Source organism: Nocardia sp. NPDC004654, assembly GCF_040609595.1.
In the GTDB taxonomy this organism is placed as follows: Bacteria; Actinomycetota; Actinomycetes; order Mycobacteriales; family Mycobacteriaceae; genus Nocardia.
Genome location: NZ_JBEXKI010000003.1, coordinates 684893 through 703643 on the forward strand (window position 1 = coordinate 684893; position 18751 = coordinate 703643).

Below are 18751 nucleotides of genomic sequence, written 5' to 3' on the forward strand. Positions count from 1 at the left end.
GGCCGTCAGTCCTTGCCCGGCCTCAGCGGCAGGCCGATGTGCCCCGGAATGTGGTCCACCGTCAGGCGTTTGCGGAAGACCCAGTAGGTCCAGCCTTGGTAGCCGAGCACCACCGGCGTGACGATCACCGCCGCCCAGCTCATCACCTTCAGCGTGTACGGCGTCGACGACGCGTTGTCGATGGTGAGGTGGAAGGCGTCGCTGATGGTGGAGGGCAATACGTTCGGGAACAGCGAGCCGAACAGCAGCACCGTCGCGGCCGCGATGGCGAAGGTGGTTCCGGTGAACGCCCACCCGTCGCGTTCGGCGAATACCGCGACCGCCGCGACCACGAGCCCGAAAGCCGCGACGCCCAACGCGATCCAGGTCCACCCGGCCCCGTAGGCCAGCTGCGTCCAGAGGCCGAACCCGCCGACGACGAGCGCGGTCGGGGCGAGCAGCAGCCGCGCGATGCGCACCGAGTCGGCCCGCACCTCGCCGCCGGTCTTGAGGTTGACGAAGATCGCGCCGTGCAGCAGGAACAGCAGGCCGGTGGTCAGCGCGCCGAGCAGCGCGTACGGGCTGAACAGGTCCGCCACTGTGCCGACGATCTGCTTCTCCTCGTCCAGCGGCACACCGCGCACGATGTTGGCGAACACCCAGCCCCACGCGAACGCCGGTAGCCAGGAGCCGATACCGATACCGATGTCGCAGCGCGCCCGCCAGACCGGATCGTCGATCTTGGCGCGGTATTCGATGGCGCAGATGCGCAGGATCAGCGCGATCAGGATCAGCAGCAGCACGAAGTAGAAACCGGAGAACAGGCTCGCGTACCACTCGGGGAACGCCGCGAACATCGCGCCCGCCGCGGTGATCAGCCACACCTCGTTGCCGTCCCACACCGGGCCGATGGTGTTGAGCACCACGCGCCGCCGGGTGTCGCTGCCCTTGCCGAGGATCGGCATCAGCATGCCGACGCCGAAGTCGAAACCCTCCAGCACGAAGTAGCCGGTGAACAGGACGCCGATCAGGACGAACCAGAACTCTTGCAGACTCATCGTCGGGCTCCTCAGTACGCGAACGAAAGCTGTTCGACGGCAGGTTCTTCGGCGCGCTTGCGCTCACCGGGGCCGCCCGCGTCGTCCGGGCCCTCCGGTTCGTGCGCGTGCGGTTGTTCCGGCCCGGCGATCACGTACCGCCGCATCAGGTAGAACCACACCACCGCGAGCACGCCGTAGAGCAGGGTGAACACCACCAGCGAGGTGATCACGGTGCCCGCCGAATGGTCCGAGACACCCTGCTGAACGGTCATCCGCAGGGCGGGGTCGCCGGTCGGATTCGGCACCACGACCCACGGCTGCCGGCCCATCTCGGTGAACACCCAGCCCGCGCTGTTCGCGAGGAACGGCGTCGGGATGGCCAGCAAACTCAGCCACGAGTACCAGCGCTGGTCCGGCACCCGGCCGCGCCTGGTGAGCCACAGCCCGGCGAGAACGAGCAGCATCGAGCCCGCGGCGAGGCCGATCATCGCGCGGAAGGACCAGTAGGTGACGAAGAGGTTGGGCCGGTAGTCGCCGGGACCGAACTTCTCGATGTAAGCCTTCTGCAGATCTTGCACACCGTCGAGCGTGACGTCGCTGAACTCGCCCTTGGCCAGGTACGGCAGCACGTACGGCACCTCGATGACGTGGGTGACGCTGTCGCAGTTGTTGTGCGTGCCGACGGTGAGCACCGAGAAGTGCGGATCGGTCGCGGTGTGGCACAACGATTCCGCCGAGGCCATCTTCATCGGCTGCTGCTCGAACATCAGCTTGCCCTGGACGTCGCCGCTGAGCACCAGCGCGAGACCCGAGACCACGATCACCCACATGCCCGCGCGCCCGCCCGAGCGCCACATGGTGCGCGCCTCGGCCGCCTTCTCCGGGTCGCCGCTGCGCGCGTTGCGCACCATCCACCAGCCAGCGATGCCCGCGACGAAGGTGCCCGCGGTGAGGAACGAGCCCGCGACCACGTGCGGGAAGGCCGCCAGCGTCGTGTTGTTGGTGAGCACCTCCCAGATGCTGGTCAGCTCCGCGCGCCCGCGTTCCGGGTTGTATCGGGCGCCGACAGGGTGCTGCATGAACGAGTTGGCGGCGACGATGAAATACGCCGAGGCGTTCACGCCGATCGCGACCATCCAGATCGCGCCGAGGTGCAACAGTTTCGGCAGTCGTGTCCAGCCGAAGATCCACAGACCGATGAAGGTCGACTCGAGGAAGAAGGCGACCAGCGCCTCGAGCGCGAGCGGCGCGCCGAACACGTCGCCGACGAAGCGGGAGTACTCGCTCCAGTTCATGCCGAACTGGAATTCCTGCACGATGCCGGTGGCGACGCCGAGCGCGAAGTTGATCAGGAACAGCTTGCCGAAGAATTTCGTCAGCCGGTACCAGTGTTCCTTGCCCGTGATCACCCAGGCGGTCTGCATACCCGCGACGAGCGGGGCGAGCCCGATGGTCAGCGGGACGAACACGAAGTGGTAGACGGTCGTGATACCGAACTGCCAACGCGAGATGTCCAGCACACTCATCCGACCCTCCAGCAACCGTCTACGACATGTCGTAGTAAATGCTACGTGCCGGGGTTCGGCAATCAACGTGCGTTAGGACACGGCCCTCGACAAAGCGAAGGTCGTCCGCCCCGAAGAGGCGGACGTCACCTCACCAATCCCCGACGGCACCCGCCCGATCGATACCGCGATCGACCAGGTCGATGATCTCCTGCGCGTTGTCCGGCGCGGACATCCGCAAACCGTCCAGCGAATTCACCCGCGCGGCAAGGCTGATGCTGGACATCATCCAGACGCTGTCGCAGGTCAGCAGATCCGCGGTGAAGAGCAATTCGTAGGTGCACGTCCAGCCCGCCTTCTCCGCCTCCGCGAACAGCGCGCGTTGGGTGACGCCGGGCAGCACACCGTTCTTCGCGGGCGGGGTGATCAGCTTCTTGTCGCGCGCGATCACCACCGTGGAGCGCGGACCCTCCAGCACCCGGTTCTCGGTGCTGGTGAAGATCACGTCGTCGGCGCCCATCCGGTGCGCGAACCGCAGCGCGGCCATATTCGTCGCGTAGGACAGGGTTTTCGCGCCGAGCAGCTGCCACGGCGCGGCCTGGGCCAGATCGATGGAGATACCGCGCGGCAGCGTCACCACCGAGACGCCCTCCGTGCGCGCCTTCGCCACCCGCTCGGGCACCGGCATCACCAGCACGTAGGAGGTCGGCACCGGAACCGCCGCGGCGAGATCGCCCGACTTGACGCTGGAGCGCGCGCCGGACAGCTCGCTGTCGCGACCGCGGGTCAGCACCAGCCGCATGATGCCCTCGTCCTCGGTGCCCCACTCCTTGGCGGCGGTTTCGGCGGCCTCGCGCCAGCGGCTCAGTTCGGGTTCCGGCAGTTCCAGCGCCTGCGCCGAGCGCCGTAGCCTGCCGAGGTGGAAATCGAGCGCGCACGCGTTTCCACCGCGCACCAGCACCGTTTCGAAGACGCCGTCGCCGCGCAGCACCCCGATGTCGTCGGCGAACAGCAACGGCGCGTCCGGATCCTGGACGACGCCGTCCAGTGTGACAAGAACCCGATCTACCATGCGTCGAGCGTAGGCGGTATGCGCTGCCCTTGCCTATGTTTGCCACGCCGTGAAACCCGCGGGCGCGCGCGTCGAAACCCGCGGGCGCGCGCGTCGCGGACCTGCTGGCTTCGGCAGTGCCCGGACCGCCGTCCGGCCGTGCCACTACAGTGGAGACGTGTCCGTGGTCGATGCACCCAGCCCTGTCCTATCCGTTCCGGGCGCCGTCGCGGGTCCGCCCGGCACCCAGGACGCCGCCGTGGCGTGGCACTACGGCAATCCCTTCGGTGAACAACGGGCCGCCGCCGAACGCGTCGCGGTCATCGATCGCTCGCACCGTTTCGTCCTGTCCATCACCGGCGCCGAGCGCCTGACCTGGCTGCACACCATTTCCAGCCAGCACGTGGCGAACCTGGCCGACGGGCACTCGGCGGAGAATCTGGATCTCGATCTCAACGGTCGCGTGCAGCACCACTTCGTGCTCACCGATCTGGACGGCACGGTCTGGATCGATACCGAGGCCGACCACGGCCCGGCCCTGCTCGACTTCCTGCGCAAGATGGTGTTCTGGGCCGACGCCCAACCGCGCGAGGCCACCGACCACGCGGTGCTGAGCCTGCTCGGTCCGCGCGTGCGCGAACTGACCGCCGCCCTCGGCGTGGCCGAGCTGCCCGACACCTACGCGGCCGTTCCGCTGCCCGGCGGCGGTTTCCTGCGCCGTATGCCGTGGCCGACCGCCGACTCCTTCGACCTGGTGATCCCCCGCGAGCGGCTGACCGAATGGTGGGGCAAGCTCACCGAAGCGGGCGCCGAACCGGCGGGCATGTGGGCCTTCGAGGCGCTGCGGGTGACCGCGCTGCGTCCGCGCATCGGCCTCGACACCGACGACCGCACTATCCCGCACGAGGCGCGCTGGATCGGCGGTCCCGACGAACACGGCGCCGTGCACCTGGACAAGGGCTGCTACCGCGGCCAGGAAACCGTGGCCCGGGTGCACAACCTCGGCAAACCGCCGCGCCACCTGGTTCTGCTGCACCTGGACGGGTCCGCCGACGAGCGGCCCACACCCGGCACCGACGTCACCGCGGGCGGCCGCGCCGTCGGCAGGCTCGGCACCGTCGTCGACCACTACGAGTTCGGCCCGATCGCGCTGGCCTTGATCAAGCGCGCGATCCCCGCCGACACCGCGCTGGTCGCTGGTCCGTCCGCCGCCTCCATCGATCCCGATTCGGTCCCGCACGACGACACGCCGCAGGCCGGTCGTCTCGCCGTCGACCGGCTGCGCGGACGGTGATCCGCCCGAACTCGCTCGACGCCGAGCCTCGCGATCCCCATCCACACGACGAAGGGAGCGGCGCCGATGCGCAGCGATGACACCGCCCGCGTGCTCGCGGTCTGCGTGGTGCACGCCGATCTGGAGGTGCCGACCAGGGTCGGCCGCACCGCCATCGACAAGCGACCCGTCGCGGGCCGCGTCGGCGTGCGCGCTCTCGGCCTGGACGGCGATCACGTCTGCGACACCAAGCATCACGGCGGCGTGCACCAGGCGGTCTACGCCTACGCCGAGCACGACGCGCGGCGCTGGGGGGACGAACTCGGCAGGGAGCTGCCCGCGGGCTGGTTCGGCGAGAACCTGCGCATCAGCGGACTGGCCGTGAGCGACGCGGTGATCGGCGCCCGCTGGGCGATCGGCGACACCCTGCTCGAAGTGAGCGCGCCCCGCGTCCCGTGTGCCACTTTCCAGCACTGGTCCGGCGAGGCGCAGTGGGTCAAGCGCTTCACGCTGCGCAGCGACACCGGCGCCTATCTGCGCGTTCTCACCGAGGGCACGATCGGCGCCGGTGATCCGGTCGAGGTGGTGCACGTCCCGGAGCACGGCATCACCGTGCGCGACGTGTTCACCGGCAACGATATGGAGCGGCTCGCCACCCTGCTCGAGCACGAGACCACCGTCTCCGACGACATCCGGATGCAGATCGACCGGCACGCCCGTCGATCCGCCAACGCCGCCCGCGCCGCCGAACGGCGCGGCGAACTGTCGACCGAGGGGGCGCGATGAGCGAACGGAGTGAGCGAATCATGTGCCAGCGCGCTTCGCGCATGCCGGAGCCGAGCGCCAGCGAGGCGCAGGCATGAGCGAACGGAGTGAGCGAATCATGTGCCAGCGTGCGACACGCATGCCGGAGCCGAGCGCCAGCGAGGCGCAGGCATGAGTGTCGAACTCGTCGAGGTCGTCCGCTCCGGGTTCCGCGAATGCGTGCACCGCGGATCCCTGGTGATCCTCGACGCCCACGGCGAGCCCACGCACCAGCTCGGCGAGGTGCACGTGCCGATCTTCCCGCGCTCGACCAACAAGCCGATGCAGGCGATCACCTTGCTGCGCAATGGTTTCGAGCCGGTCGACGAGGCCGAGCTGGCCATCGCCACCGCCTCGCACTTCGGTGAGCCCGACCACGTCGCCTTGGTCCAGCGGCTGCTCGACCGGTTCGGCTTTCCCGAGAAGGCGCTGGAGTGCCCGCCCGACCTGCCGTTCGAGGAGCGGGCCCGCGCCGCCGCGCTGACCGCTGACGAACCGCGCCGGATCTACATGAACTGCTCCGGCAAGCACGCCGCGATGCTGGCGACCTGCGCGATCAACGGCTGGCCGACCGAGGGCTACCTCGACGAGACCCACCCCTTGCAGCGGGCGGTGATCGCGAACATCACCGAGCTCACCGGCGAACCGGAGACCGATCTCGGTATCGATGGCTGCGGCCTGCCCATCATCCCGGTCTCGCTGATGAACCTGGCCCGCGCCTTCGCGACCATGGCCACCGCCGAGCCCGGCACCCCGCCGCGCCGGGTCGCCGACGCCATCCGCGCCCATCCGCGAGTGATTTCGGGCACGAACGCGCCCGATTTGCTGGCCATGGCGGCTACCCCTGGCCTGGTCTGCAAGATCGGGGCCGACGGGGTGCACGCGGGCGCGTTGTCCGACGGCAGGGCTTTCGCGTACAAGATCGACGACGGGCACGACCGCGCGCGGATGCCCCTGACGCTGGCGATTCTGCAACGGATGGGCGTCGACTGGACCGAGGCGCACACCGAATTGGCGGCCCAACCGGTGCTCGGCGGCGGCGCTCAAGTCGGGGTGATCCGGACAATTCCCGGCGTACTCTAAGAGCCAGGACACACGGCGACAACCGGGCAAACGGGGTTCGTTCGGCAGCTCTTCCCCCACTCCTGGAAGCGCGACCGCCGGACACACGCTAAAGTGTCTGTCAGGAAGAGTATTAATTCGAACGGGGCCGCCAACAAACCCCAGGCCGCCCCGCAGTGACGCGAGGGGGTCAGCCATGGGCCGTGGCCGGGCTAAGGCAAAGCAGACCAAGGTCGCACGCGAGCTGAAGTACAGCTCAGCGCCGACCGACTTCGCGAGCCTTCAGCGTGAGCTCTCGGGAAGCCCTACCACCCAACGCAGTGGCGGTGTGCTGTCCGATGAGCACGACGCGGACGTACCCTCGTCCCGTTGGGACGAGGACGACGACTACGACGACTGGCGCCGCTGACTCGGATCAGGCGTGACGAAGGGGGAGGCCGTCCGGGCCTCCCCCTTCGATCGTTGCCATCGAGACACGGACATCGCCTTAGAGGCTTGCCATACAACGAGATCAGCGTCCCGCATCCATGGATGCGGGACGCTGATCTCGTGTGAGCCAGCCCCGATCCCTCACCCAGCTCCCACACATCCCGTATTCGCCTCACACAGGCGGTGGCTATGTGAGGCGTACACGGGATATGTGGCAGCACGGTTTTCCCAGGCCGGGACTCGAGTCGGGGTGCACCCCGACAGTGATCAGAACCGCGGGTGCTCGCCGAGCAACACGGCGCGGGCGGCGTCGGACTCCTTGGCCTTCTTCACGGTGCCGAGGGTCCAGCACTCGATGTGCCGGGCGGTGAGCACCGCGAGGGCGCGGTCGACGTCCTCCGGAGCGACGACGGCGACCATGCCGACGCCCATGTTGAACGTCTTCTCCATCTCGGCCCGCTCCACCCGGCCGCGCTGGGCGATCATCTTGAACACCGGCGCCGGATTCCAGGTGCCGCGGTCCAGCTCGGCCACCATGCCCGCCGGGATGACGCGGGCCAGGTTAGCCGCGAGTCCACCACCGGTGACGTGCGCGAAGGTGCGCACGTCGGTCTCGGCGACCAGCGCGAGGCAGTCCTTGGCGTAGATGCGGGTCGGCTCGAGCAGCTCCTCGCCGAGAGTGCGGCCGAATTCCTCCACGTGCCCGGTCAGCGACATCCGGTCGATGTCGAGCAGCACCTTGCGCGCGAGGCTGTAGCCGTTGGAGTGCAGACCCGACGAACCCATGGCGATCACCACGTCGCCGGGACGCACGCGATCCGGGCCGAGCACCGAGTCGGCCTCGACCACGCCGACGCCGGTCGCGGACAGGTCGTAGTCGTCGGGATCCATCAGACCCGGGTGCTCCGCGGTCTCGCCACCGAGCAGCGCGCAGCCCGCGCGCACGCAGCCCTCGGCGATGCCGGAGACCAGCTCGGCGACCTTCTCCGGGACGACCTTGCCGATGGCGATGTAGTCCTGCAGGAACAGCGGCTCGGCGCCGCAGACGACCAAGTCGTCGACGACCATCGCGACCAGGTCGAGACCGACGGTGTCGTGCTTGTCCATAGCCTGCGCGACCGCGATCTTGGTGCCGACGCCGTCGGTCGAGGCGGCGAGCAGCGGCTCACGATAGCCGCCCTTGAGCGCGAACAATCCGGCGAAGCCGCCCAGCCCACCCTGGACCTCGGGACGGGTGGCCTTCTTCGCCAATGGCCCGAACAACTCGACTGCGCGGTCACCTGCCTCGATGTCCACGCCTGCCGCGGCGTACGAGGCACCACCAGTGGGGGTCTGTTCAGTCATTTTCGGGGAAAGCTCCAAACCGAATCGGCGGATAGATGCCTGCTCACGCTAGCCTATCCGCCTCTCCGAGCCTCTTGCCGGTCGTCGGTGCCGTGGTACTTCGGACGCCGGGCCGGCGGTTGAATGGGTGGTCGGATTCTGGGCGTACCCGACGAGTTACCCGGATCCTTGCGAAATCAGTCGTCACGTTTCGATTCTGTTCCGCTGATCATTCTGCCCGGTTCGCGGGCAACGGGCGGGTGTTCGAGGCATCGAGATGAGGCGGCTCGCTCCGTTGGCTTCGGTGCGAACAGCTCCCTTCACGCGGCGCCGAGTTGGCGCGGTGCGCTCCGGCGAGGTCGAGAGACGAACGGGCTCCCTCGCCTCGACAACGCGCGGCTCCGTCGAACAGCTGGGGTGACGAGCGGTGCGGCTTCGATGGCCGATGGCTCACTCCGCCGCCTCCGAGGCGAACAGGGTCGCGGCTTCGGCGCGGCGTCGGCGTTGTTCGACCGGGTCCGGTACCGGGACGGCGGCGACCAAGCGGCGGGTGTACTCCTCTCTCGGGTTCCGCAGGATCGCGTCGCGGTCGCCCTGCTCGACCACCGCGCCGTCGCGCAGGACCACGATGCGGTCGGCGAGCTGGTCGACGACGGCGAGGTCGTGGCTGATGAACAGGCAGGCCCAGCCGCATTCGCGTTGGAGTTGGGCGAACAGTTCCAGGACGGCGGCTTGCACCGAGACGTCCAGCGCGCTGGTCGGTTCGTCGGCGACGAGCAGGTCCGGGTCCAGCGCGAGCGCTCGGGCCAGGCTGGCACGCTGGCGTTGGCCGCCGGACAGCTCGTGTGGGTAGCGGCGTTCGACCCCTGCGGGCAGGCGGACGTCGTCGAGCAGCGAGCGCACCTTGGCGCGGATCGCCTCGGATTTGCCGACCTTGTGCACGATCATGGGTTCGGCGACGCAATCGCCCACGGTCATCCGGGGATTCAGCGAGCTGGCCGGATCCTGGAACACGAAACCGAACCGCCGCCGGATCGGCCGCAGCCGCCGCTGCGAGAGACCCGCGATGTCCTGGCCGCGCACCCGCACCGCCCCGAACGTCGGCCGCTGCAACGCCGCGACGCATCGCCCGATGGTGGACTTGCCGGACCCCGACTCCCCCACCAACCCCAGTGTCTCGCCCGCGGCGATGGACAGGCTCACCCCGTCCACCGCTCGGAACCGCGGACGTCCGATGGGTCCGGGGAACTCCACAACCAAATCGCGCACCTCGAGCACCGGCGCACGCTCCCCGAACTCGACGCTCCCACCACTTTTCTCGCCACGCGCGCCCAGGTGCGGGACCGCCGCGAGGAGCGCGCGGGTGTAGTCCGCCTTCGGTCGGGCGAAGAGGTCCTCGACGGGCGCCTGTTCGACGACCCGGCCCTCGCGCATCACCACGACGCGGTCCGCGAGGTCCGCGACCACGCCCATGTTGTGGGTGATGAGGACGATCGCGCTGCCGATGCGGTCGCGTAGGTCGCGCAGCAGGTTCAGGATCTCGGCCTGGACGGTGACGTCGAGTGCGGTGGTCGGCTCGTCGGCGATGATCACCTTGGGCTCGCAGGCGATGGCGATGGCGATCACCACGCGCTGCTTCTGCCCGCCGGAGAGCTGGTGCGGGTAGTAGTCGACGCGGTGTTCGGGGTCGGGCAGACCCACCAACCGCAGCAGTTCCACGGCACGCGCCTTGGCAGCCTTGCGCGACAGGTCGGTGTGCGCCCGCAGCGCCTCGGCGATCTGGAAGCCGACCGTGAACAGCGGGTCCAGCGCGAGCCCCGGTTCCTGGAACACCATCGAGATAGCCCCGCCGCGCAGCGCGGTGAGCTGGCGTTCGGACATCCCCGTGACCTGCCGCGTGCCGAGCGTCACCAGGCCGCGGACCTGCGCGGTCGACGGCAGCAGTCCCATCGCCGTCCGCGAACTCACCGATTTGCCCGAGCCGGACTCCCCCACGATGGCGAGCACCTCGCCGGGGAACACCTCGTAGGACACGTCGGTCACCGCGTGCACCGCGCCCGCGTCGGTGGCGAAGGTGACCGACAGTGCCTCGATGGACAGCGCGGGCCGCCGCTCCTCGGTCACGTCAGACATGATCGCCCTCCCGTCTACTCGAATCACTCTCTCCCGCACCCGGTTCGGCGCTGTCCTCCGCCACGGGCATCTCCGGCTCCCCCGTCGCGCCGACCACCACATCACTGCCCACCGCGACCGGCGCCGCGGTGCGCCGGGTGCGCAGCAGCGGGTTGAGCACCTCGTTCAAGCTCTCGCCGACCAGCGTCATCCCGAGAACGACGAGCACGATGGCGGTGCCGGGAAAGACCGCCGTCCACCAGATGCCGTTGGATACCGCCGCCAGCGACTTGTTCAGGTCGAATCCCCATTCCGCCGCCTGGGTGGACTCGACACCGAAGCCGAGGAAGCCGAGCCCGGCCAGCGTCAGAATCGCCTCGGCGCCGTTGAGCGTGATGATCACCGGCAGCGACTGGGTGACGTTGGCGAGGATGTGCCGGAACAGAATTCGCACCGTCGACGCGCCGGTGACCCGGGCGGCGTCCACGTACGGCTCCTGCTTCACCGCGACGGTGGCATTGCGCACCACCCGGAAGTACTGCGGCACGAAAATGGTCGTGATCGCCACGGCCGCGGAGAGCACACCACCGAACCCGCTGGACTCGCCGCCGGAGACCACGATCGACACCACGATCGCGAGCAGCAGGGTCGGGAACGCGTACAGCGCGTCCATGACGGTCACCAGCACCCGGTCCAGCCAGCGCCCCACGTACCCGGAGACCAGCCCGAGCGGCACGCCGACGAAGAGCGAGAGCACCAGCGACACCACGATCACCCACAGCGCCGTCCGCGCTCCGTAGAGCACCCGGGAGAACACGTCCTCCTGCGCGACGGTCGTACCGAACCAGTGCTGTGCCGAAGGCGGTTGGTACTGGCCGAAACCCACGCCGTTCTCGGTGGTCTGGGCCAGCCCGTAGGGCGCGAGGAAAGGCGCGAACAGCGCGACGAAGAGGAACCCCGCGATCAACACCAGTCCGAGGATCAGCGTGACGCGCTGCATTCCGGCGGTCATCGAGAACAGCCGCAGGCCGAACCGACCCCGTCGACTCGGTACCAGCGCCGCGGTGGGTTCGGTCACCAATTCCGGTGCGGTCATCAGAACCTCACCCTCGGATCGATCAGTGCGACAAGGGCATCCACCACGAAACTCATCACGGCGACGACCAGCGCGATGAACGCGACGATGCCCTGCACCGCCATGAAGTCGCGGGCCTTGAGGTACTCCGCGAGTTCGAAGCCGAGACCCTTCCACTCGAAGGTCATCTCGGTGAGCACCGCGCCGCCGAGCATCATGGCGATGTACATGCCCATCACCGTGACGATCGGAATCATGGCGTTGCGCACGGCATGTCGGCCGGTCACCACCCGCGCGGACAGTCCGCGGGCCCGCGCCGCGTCGACGTAGTCGCTGCGCAGGGTCTGGATGAGGTTGATCCGCACCAGTCGCAGGAACACCCCCGCGGTCAGCAGGCCGAGCGCGATCGCGGGCAGCACAGCGTGTTTCAGCACGTCGAGCAGATAGGCGTTGTCGCCGTAGAGGATCGCGTCGACCACCATGACGTTGGTCTTCGGCGAGACGTGCTGTAGCCGCAATTCCACGTCGGCGCTGGCCCGTCCGGAGACCGGCAACCAGCCGAGCCGCACCGCGAACAACAGCTTGAGCAGCAGTCCCACGAAGAACACCGGCGCCGCGTAGGCCAGGATGGCGAACAGGCGCAGCGCGGCGTCGGTGCCCGAATCACGGTGGGTGGCAGCGTATCTGCCGAGCGGTACGCCGATCGCGAAGGCGACGAGCAGCGCCCAGCACACCAGTTCCAGGGTGGCCGCGCCGCGGGTGGCGATGATGTCGGCGACCAACCGGTGGTCCTGGGTCTGCCCGAAGTCGCCGCGCGCGAGGCCGGACAGGTACTCCCAGTACTGCACCAGGATCGGCCGGTTCAGTCCGGCGGCCTCCCGACGCTGCTCGATCTGATCCGGTGGCAGCCGCCCGCCCAGCGCGGCTTCGATCGGATCACCGATCACCCGCATCATGAAGAACACCGCGGTCACCAGAATCCAAGCCGTCACCGGGATGAGCAGCAGCCGCACCCCCAGATACCTGGCCAGGGCGAGCCCGCGCGAATCCCCGCCCGCCGCCCGCCGGGGCAGCGCGAACCGCCGGGCCCGCGGCGCGATCGCCGCGGGCCCGGTCCCCTCCGACTTCACTTGCTCAGGACCGTGTAGCGGAACTTGAACGACAGGTCCAGCGTCTGCTCCATGCCCTGGACGTCCGTGCCCGCGACGCCGATCTGCTTGCCGGACAACAGCGGAACGATCGGCAGGAAGTTCTGCGCCAGGTCGCGCTGCACCTGCTGGATCTGCTGGAGCCTGCGGTCCTTGTCCGGCTGGGTCGACTCACCGACGAGTTGCGCGGTGATGCCGGGATCCTCGAAGTGCGACTGAAGGAAGTTGTTCGGGCCGAAGAACGGCGAGAGGTAGTTGTCCGGGTCCGGGAAGTCGGGGAACCAGCCGAACTGGTACAGCGGGTAGGCGTCGCGCGCCCGTTCCCTCTGGTAGCTCACCCATTCGGTGGACTGCAGATTCACCCGGAACAGACCCGTGCTTTCCAGTTGCGTCTTGATCGCCTTGTATTCCTCGGCGCTGCTGGAGCCGTAGTGGTCGGGGTTGTACTGAAGATTGAGTTCCACCGGCGTCGCGACGCCCGCGTCGGCGAGGAACTTCGCGGCCGCGTCCTTGTTCGGACCCGCGCCATAGATGTCCTTGAACGGTTCCGCCGCGCCCGGAATACCCTGCGGGACGGACGAATACGCCGGAACGTAGGTGTCCTTGTAGACGTCGCGGGCGAGCGCGGCCCGGTCCAGCGACGACGCGAACGCCTTGCGCACCGCCAGCTTCTGCTCCGGCGTACCGCCGGGCATGGTGTTCAAGTTGAAGACGATGTAGCGCAACTCGCCGCCGGGACCGTCGAGCACCTTGACCTTGTCGCTGGCGCGCAGCCCCTCGATATCGGTCGGCGTCAGCGAGCGGTAGCCCGCGTCGATCGCGCCGCTCTGCAGATCCAGCTTCAGGTTGTCGGTGGTGGCGTAGTACTTCGCCGAGATGCGGGGCGTCTTCGGGGTGCCGAGGATGCCGCGATAGTCCGGATACGCCTGGTACTCGACGAGCTTGTTCTTGTCGTAGCTGGTGATCGTGTACGGGCCGGAGTAGCCCTTGGCGCGCACCACGTCCTCGTCGGCCATCACCTTGTCGGCGGGGAACACCCGCTCGTCCACGATCGGCCCCGCCTGCGTGGGCAGGATGGCCGGGAAGGTCTGGTCGTTGGCGACCTTCAGCGTGAAGGCGACGGTGCGATCGTCGACCACATCGGTCTTCTCCAGATTGCCGAGCAGCGAGGCCGGACCGTTCGGGTCGTTGATACCGAGCATGCGGTCGAAGGAGAACTTGACACTCTTGGCGGTCAACGGGTTTCCGTTGGCGAACTTCAATCCCGCCTGCAAGGTGCAGGTGTAGACCGTCGGCGAGGTGAACTCGCACTTCTCGGCGGCGTCCGGTTTCGGGGTCGGGTCGCCGGGCGCGAAATTCAGCAGGTACTGGTAGATCTGCGTCTCGGCGACCAGCGATCCGTTGTCGTAGGCGGCGGCCGGATCCAGCGAGAAGATCTTGTCGGTGGTGCCGACGATCAACCCGTCGCCGTCACCGCCCTCGCCCGTCCGTCCGGAACCGCAACCCGCGAGCACCGACGCGACCAGCGCCATGAGCCCGACCGCCGCAATGCCTTTCGCTCGTCTACGCCCGCCCGGCGTCCTCGAAACCCTCATCGTCAGGCCCCACTTCTTCGAGCGCGCCGCACCGCGATACCTGGATCACAGGCCCGGTCCGGACGCGGTGAACTTTCGATATAGCTGGCGACCGTACCCACGAACCATTTCCGGCACATTGCGTTTTCAAAGAAAAATCACCGGGCTGTCATCGCCCGTCGCGAACCATGCACGGCCGCACCGGCGTCGCCCGGTCAAATGTCCAGGTGCGCGGAAAGATCGAGGTCGTGGCGTCTCGAGCAGGCCAAGTCACGCCCACGGACACCGTTGCGGCGCTACCCATTTCGGCGCTGCGCCAAACCACCGAGCGCCAAACCACCCGGTATACCGGGTCCCCGTCACGACGCGCCCCGCGTGGGAGTCGAACACGACGCACGGGAGGTACCTCGCACCGAAGCAGTGCGGGCCGCGAACCGATCAGCGCGAGTTCGCCGAAAACCTCGCCACCACGATCGACGCCCGCGTCCCCGATGAGTCGCCGCCGCAACCGAACTCGGAATCGGTACCGAGGCAGCGATGTTCGACCGGCACTGGGCGGTCGAGCTACGACTGGCGTCCACGATGCCCGCCGCACTGAAGGTGCGAAAGAACGGCACCTGGCAGTTCATCCGCTACGTCTACGACCACTTGGCACAGGTGGCATCCCGAAGGTGGACCGGGAACCGGTCTTCACCGCGGTCCCCACCGAAGCGGAGCTGGACGCCGCGTTCGCGCGGTGGCTCGCCTCCCGCGCCGAGCGGACTTACGGCCTGCTCAGCGCGCTCGCGTTGGCGTTCTCGCCCAGCAGCACCGACTCCGGCTGACCCGTCAGCATGCCCTCCAGCAGGTTCTTGCCGATCGATGCCTCCTGCGGCAGCGGGATCGGGTAGCTGCCGTCGAAGCACGCGGAGCACAGGCGGGTGCGCGGCTGCTCGGTGGCGGCGATCATGCCCTCGGTGGAGATGTAACCGAGGCTGTCGGCGCCGATCGAGCGGCGCACGTTCTCGACCATGTCGTCGTAGCTGTCGTCGGCGCCCGCGCCGTTGGCGATCAGCTCCGCGCGCGAGGCGAAGTCGATGCCGTAGAAGCAGGGCCACTTCACCGGCGGCGAGGCGATCCGCACGTGGATCTCCAGCGCGCCCGCCTCGCGCAGCATCCGCACAAGGGCGCGCTGGGTGTTGCCGCGCACGATCGAGTCGTCCACCACGATCAGCCGCTTGCCGCGGATCACCTCGCGCAGCGGGTTCAGCTTGAGCCGGATGCCCAGCTGACGAATCGTCTGACTCGGCTGGATGAAGGTGCGGCCCACGTAGGCGTTCTTCATCAGGCCCTGCCCGTAGGGCACACCGGAACCCTGCGCGTAACCGACGGCGGCGGGCGTGCCCGATTCCGGCACCGGGATCACCAGGTCGGCGTCGACCGGACGCTCCTTGGCCAGCCTGCGGCCGATCTCGACGCGGGTGGCGTGCACCGAGCGGCCCGCGATGGTGGAGTCGGGCCTGGCCAGGTACACGTACTCGAAGACGCAGCCCTTGGGCTCGGGGTTGGCGAAGCGCATGGAGCGAACGCCCTCGGCGTCGATCGCCAGCAGTTCGCCCGGTTCGATCTCGCGCACGAAGGCCGCGCCGACGATGTCCAGGGCGGCCGTCTCACTGGCAACGACCCAGCCACGCTCGAGCCTGCCCAGACACAGCGGTCGGACGCCGTGCGGGTCGCGCGCCGCGTACAGGGTGTGCTCGTCCATGAAGGTCAAGCAGAAGGCGCCCTTCAGCGTCGGAAGCAGCTTCATGGCGGCCTGCTCGATGCTGGAATCCGCGGCGGCGTGCGCCAGCAGCGCGGTCATCACGTCGGAGTCCGAGGTCGCGCCGACCGGCTGCGGGCGGCCGCCGGAGACCGGGTTACCGATCAGTCCGAGTTCCCGTGCCCGGCTTGCCAATTCGGCGGTGTTGACCAGATTGCCGTTGTGTCCCAGCGCGAGTCCGGAGCCGACCGCGGTGGTGCGGAAGATCGGCTGCGCGTTCTCCCACGTCACACCGCCGGTGGTGGAGTAGCGACAGTGGCCGACGGCGATATGGCCCGGCATGGCGGCCAGCGTCTGCTCGTCGAACACCTGCGAGACCAGCCCGAGATCCTTGAAGACCAAGATCTGCTGACCGTCCGAGACCGCGATGCCCGCCGCCTCCTGACCGCGGTGTTGCAGCGCATAGAGGCCGTAGTACGTGAGCTTCGCCACGTCCTCGCTCGGCGCCCAGACACCGAAGACACCACACTCCTCGCGTGGCTCGTTCTCGTCCTCATCGGGGGTGGCTGCGAGGTTGTCGACCGATACTTCGGCGTTGGTCACCGTTTGCTCCCTGTTCGGGCGGGCTGGGGGCACCAGTCATTCTACGGGTGAAAATTCGATCGCGATCACGGCCACCGCATCCCCGGAGCAATCCCGTGTCGATTCACCGAAATCGCGCGGCCGCGGCGGTACCGTCCATTAGTGGCGACTACGGACAGCACCCGCGGGACGGATCCGAACGCTCGGCGGCTCGACCGCCGTTCGCTACTGCGCATGGTCGGCGCACCCATGATCGTGCTCACCTTGCTGACCACGCTGCTCGGGATCATGTACCTGGCCTACGTGGTCGATCCCGAAGAGAATCTGCACGACTTCCCGATCGCGCTGGTCAACCAGGATGTCGGCGAGACGTTCGGCTCGCCGGGTCAGGAACGGCGGGTGAACTTCGGCGACCAGGTGGCCGACGGGCTGCGCAAGTCCGTGCCCGCCGATCAGATCGATCTGCGGGTCATCGGGATCAGCGAGGCCGAGCGGCAGATGCAGTCCGGCAAAATCTACGGCGCGATCATCATCCCCAGCGACTTCAGCAAGCGGCTCGGCATCCTGGGCGTCGGCAGCGTGGTGCCGGGCGATATCGAGCAGCCCATCATCACGCTCCAGACCAACCCGCGCGCGGGCACCTACGCCTCCTCGATCGTCGTCCGCGTCGGCGACACGGCGTTCCCCCAGGTGAACAAGCAGGTAGGCCAGGAGCTGACCCGGCAGGTGGAGGCTCAGCTCACACCGCCCGAAGGCGGACAGGCGCCCGAGCTCAGCGGAGCCACCCGTATCGCGCTGGCCAGTCCGCTGCAACTGATCGTCGAGCAGTACCGCCCGCTGCCGAGCAACACCGGGCAGGGTCTCACCGCGTTCTTCTACGCCCTGTTGTTGCTGCTCGCGGGCGTGATCGGCTCGATGACGATCCACACCATGGTGGACGCCAACCTCGGCTTCGTGCCCACCGAGTACGGCCCGTGGTACGTGCATTTCCCGCCCACTCCGATCTCCCGGTTCAAGACCCTGCTGCTCAAGTGGGGCGTGATGATTCTCATGGGCACCGTCGTCTCGCTGATCTACATGCTGGTGGCCAAGGCGCTCGGCATGCCGCTCGACAATCCGCTGGCACTGTTCCTCTACGGCGCGTTCGCGATCATCGCGGTCGGCATCACCGGCCTGTCGATCCTCGCGGCCATCGGCTCGGCGGGATTGCTGGTGAACCTGATCCTGTTCATCGTGCTCGGCTTGCCTTCGTCGGGCGGCACGGTGCCGATCGAGGCGACGCCCAAATACTTCGGCTGGCTGGCCCATTTCGAGCCGATGCACCAGGTGTTCCTGGCCGTTCGGTCGATCCTGTACTTCGACGCCAGCGGACCGGCGGGGTTGACGCGGGGCTTCTGGATGACGCTGGCCGGGCTCGTCATCGGGCTCGTGCTCGGGGCGGTCATCACCCGCTACTACGACTACAAGGGTCTGCATCGCGGTCGGCCCGCGCCCGCGGCGGCCTGATCCTCCCGCGGTGACGGGGCGGCATTCGCCCGGCGGATGGTCGACGGCCTACCCCGCGCGCCGAGGCGAATTCGGTGTCCACACGCAGCGACGCCGACCAGGACGAGCCGCCTGGGTCCCGTCACATCTCATCGGCCGGACGCAGGATCGGCAGCCAATGCGCGACCTCGGCGGCGCGGCTGCCGGAGGCGGTGAGAGCTCCCGAGCGGACGGCGGTGTCGAAATCGAGCAGTCCGGTGGCGAGCAGCAGCCAGGTGCGCGGGTCGGTCTCGACGACGTTGGGCGGGGTGCCGCGAGTGTGGCGGGGCCCTTCGATGCACTGCACCGCGACGAACGGCGGCACCCGCACCTCGACGGAATGGCCGGGCGCGTTCGCGGCCAGCGTGCGCACGGTCGTCTTGACCGCCGCCGCCAGCTCGGGCCGCGCGGGCTGCTCCGCGGCTTCATCACGCAACCAAGCACTCACCGCCGCCACCGCCGCCCGGGTCTCCGCCGGGTCCACCGTCGCTCGTCGTCCCACCCGGCCGAGGTTACCCAGCGGCCCCGA

General features: G+C 68.4%; 16 protein-coding genes. 6 read left to right on the forward strand and 10 right to left on the reverse strand.

Annotated features, from left to right (window positions below; genetic code table 11):
* Positions 1-5 precede the first annotated feature (5 nt).
* The 3 genes from cydB to ABZV58_RS12965 all read right to left on the reverse strand — a co-directional run bounded on the left by cydB (position 6) and on the right by ABZV58_RS12965 (position 3596).
* The gene (cydB, locus tag ABZV58_RS12955) at positions 6-1037 is read right to left on the reverse strand and encodes a cytochrome d ubiquinol oxidase subunit II (RefSeq protein ID WP_355000307.1); all 1032 of its coding nucleotides are present in this window, start codon (positions 1035-1037) and stop codon (positions 6-8) included.
* 11 nt (positions 1038-1048) lie between these two features.
* Positions 1049-2545, reverse strand: a complete 1497-nt coding sequence (locus tag ABZV58_RS12960) for a cytochrome ubiquinol oxidase subunit I (protein WP_355000308.1) — start codon at positions 2543-2545, stop codon at positions 1049-1051.
* 130 nt (positions 2546-2675) lie between these two features.
* Positions 2676-3596, reverse strand: coding sequence for an aminodeoxychorismate lyase (locus ABZV58_RS12965; protein WP_355000309.1), 921 nt, complete (start codon positions 3594-3596; stop codon positions 2676-2678).
* 157 nt (positions 3597-3753) lie between these two features.
* Between ABZV58_RS12965 and ABZV58_RS12970 the strand changes: the two genes are divergently transcribed.
* From ABZV58_RS12970 to ABZV58_RS12985, 4 genes are all read left to right on the forward strand, one after another.
* Positions 3754-4869 carry a folate-binding protein gene (locus tag ABZV58_RS12970; RefSeq protein WP_355000310.1) on the forward strand — a complete coding sequence of 372 codons (1116 nt, stop codon included), beginning with the start codon at positions 3754-3756 and terminating at the stop codon, positions 4867-4869.
* Between the two features lie 66 nt (positions 4870-4935).
* The gene (locus tag ABZV58_RS12975; protein ID WP_355000311.1) at positions 4936-5634 is read left to right on the forward strand and encodes an MOSC domain-containing protein; all 699 of its coding nucleotides are present in this window, start codon (positions 4936-4938) and stop codon (positions 5632-5634) included.
* Positions 5635-5784: 150 nt separating this feature from the next.
* Entirely contained in the window at positions 5785-6735 is a 951-nt protein-coding gene (locus ABZV58_RS12980; RefSeq protein ID WP_355000312.1) for an asparaginase, read from the forward strand.
* A 175-nt stretch (positions 6736-6910) separates the two neighbouring features.
* Positions 6911-7123 (forward strand): DUF3073 domain-containing protein, encoded by a 213-nt coding sequence (locus tag ABZV58_RS12985; RefSeq protein WP_068055885.1) that lies wholly within the window; start codon positions 6911-6913, stop codon positions 7121-7123.
* Between the two features lie 287 nt (positions 7124-7410).
* Here the strand turns inward: ABZV58_RS12985 and purM are convergent, their stop codons facing one another.
* The 5 genes from purM to ABZV58_RS13010 all read right to left on the reverse strand — a co-directional run bounded on the left by purM (position 7411) and on the right by ABZV58_RS13010 (position 14333).
* On the reverse strand, positions 7411-8487 hold the full coding sequence (gene purM, locus ABZV58_RS12990; protein WP_355000313.1) for a phosphoribosylformylglycinamidine cyclo-ligase: 1077 nt from the start codon (positions 8485-8487) through the stop codon (positions 7411-7413).
* A 429-nt stretch (positions 8488-8916) separates the two neighbouring features.
* On the reverse strand, positions 8917-10599 hold the full coding sequence (locus ABZV58_RS12995) for an ABC transporter ATP-binding protein (protein ID WP_355000314.1): 1683 nt from the start codon (positions 10597-10599) through the stop codon (positions 8917-8919).
* Complete coding sequence (locus tag ABZV58_RS13000; RefSeq protein WP_355000554.1) at positions 10592-11590, reverse strand: ABC transporter permease; 999 nt, start codon at positions 11588-11590, stop codon at positions 10592-10594. Before ABZV58_RS13000 ends, ABZV58_RS12995 begins: the two co-directional genes overlap by 8 nt.
* A gap of 83 nt (positions 11591-11673) precedes the next feature.
* Positions 11674-12684 (reverse strand): ABC transporter permease, encoded by a 1011-nt coding sequence (locus ABZV58_RS13005; protein ID WP_355000555.1) that lies wholly within the window; start codon positions 12682-12684, stop codon positions 11674-11676.
* Between the two features lie 95 nt (positions 12685-12779).
* On the reverse strand, positions 12780-14333 hold the full coding sequence (locus ABZV58_RS13010) for an ABC transporter substrate-binding protein (RefSeq protein ID WP_355000315.1): 1554 nt from the start codon (positions 14331-14333) through the stop codon (positions 12780-12782).
* A 713-nt stretch (positions 14334-15046) separates the two neighbouring features.
* On the opposite strand from ABZV58_RS13010, the gene ABZV58_RS13015 reads away from it, so the two are divergent.
* A complete protein-coding gene (locus ABZV58_RS13015) occupies positions 15047-15199 on the forward strand; it encodes a hypothetical protein (protein ID WP_355000316.1) in 153 nt (50 codons plus the stop codon).
* Here the strand turns inward: ABZV58_RS13015 and purF are convergent.
* Positions 15139-16719 carry an amidophosphoribosyltransferase gene (gene purF / locus ABZV58_RS13020; protein ID WP_355000317.1) on the reverse strand — a complete coding sequence of 527 codons (1581 nt, stop codon included), beginning with the start codon at positions 16717-16719 and terminating at the stop codon, positions 15139-15141. The genes ABZV58_RS13015 and purF overlap by 61 nt on opposite strands.
* A 213-nt stretch (positions 16720-16932) precedes the next feature.
* Between purF and ABZV58_RS13025 the strand changes: the two genes are divergently transcribed.
* Positions 16933-18204, forward strand: a complete 1272-nt coding sequence (locus tag ABZV58_RS13025) for an ABC transporter permease (protein WP_355000556.1) — start codon at positions 16933-16935, stop codon at positions 18202-18204.
* Positions 18205-18325: 121 nt separating this feature from the next.
* Here the strand turns inward: ABZV58_RS13025 and ABZV58_RS13030 are convergent, their stop codons facing one another.
* On the reverse strand, positions 18326-18724 hold the full coding sequence (locus tag ABZV58_RS13030) for a sterol carrier family protein (protein WP_355000318.1): 399 nt from the start codon (positions 18722-18724) through the stop codon (positions 18326-18328).
* Between the last annotated feature and the right edge of the window lie 27 nt (positions 18725-18751).

Bases quoted from the DNA above. Each gene is read 5' to 3' on its own strand.
- ABZV58_RS12965 (WP_355000309.1), bottom strand. From the start codon at position 3,596: ATGGTAGATCGGGTTCTTGTCACACTGGACGGCGTCGTCCAGGATCCG.
- ABZV58_RS13000 (WP_355000554.1), bottom strand. From the start codon at position 11,590: ATGACCGCCGGAATGCAGCGCGTCACGCTGATCCTCGGACTGGTGTTG.
- ABZV58_RS12985 (WP_068055885.1), top strand. From the start codon at position 6,911: ATGGGCCGTGGCCGGGCTAAGGCAAAGCAGACCAAGGTCGCACGCGAG.
- ABZV58_RS12975 (WP_355000311.1), top strand. From the start codon at position 4,936: ATGCGCAGCGATGACACCGCCCGCGTGCTCGCGGTCTGCGTGGTGCAC.
- ABZV58_RS13010 (WP_355000315.1), bottom strand. From the start codon at position 14,333: ATGGCGCTGGTCGCGTCGGTGCTCGCGGGTTGCGGTTCCGGACGGACG.
- ABZV58_RS12995 (WP_355000314.1), bottom strand. From the start codon at position 10,599: ATGTCTGACGTGACCGAGGAGCGGCGGCCCGCGCTGTCCATCGAGGCA.
- purM (WP_355000313.1), bottom strand. From the start codon at position 8,487: ATGACTGAACAGACCCCCACTGGTGGTGCCTCGTACGCCGCGGCAGGC.
- ABZV58_RS12980 (WP_355000312.1), top strand. From the start codon at position 5,785: ATGAGTGTCGAACTCGTCGAGGTCGTCCGCTCCGGGTTCCGCGAATGC.
- cydB (WP_355000307.1), bottom strand. From the start codon at position 1,037: ATGAGTCTGCAAGAGTTCTGGTTCGTCCTGATCGGCGTCCTGTTCACC.
- ABZV58_RS13025 (WP_355000556.1), top strand. From the start codon at position 16,933: ATGGTCGGCGCACCCATGATCGTGCTCACCTTGCTGACCACGCTGCTC.
- ABZV58_RS12960 (WP_355000308.1), bottom strand. From the start codon at position 2,545: ATGAGTGTGCTGGACATCTCGCGTTGGCAGTTCGGTATCACGACCGTC.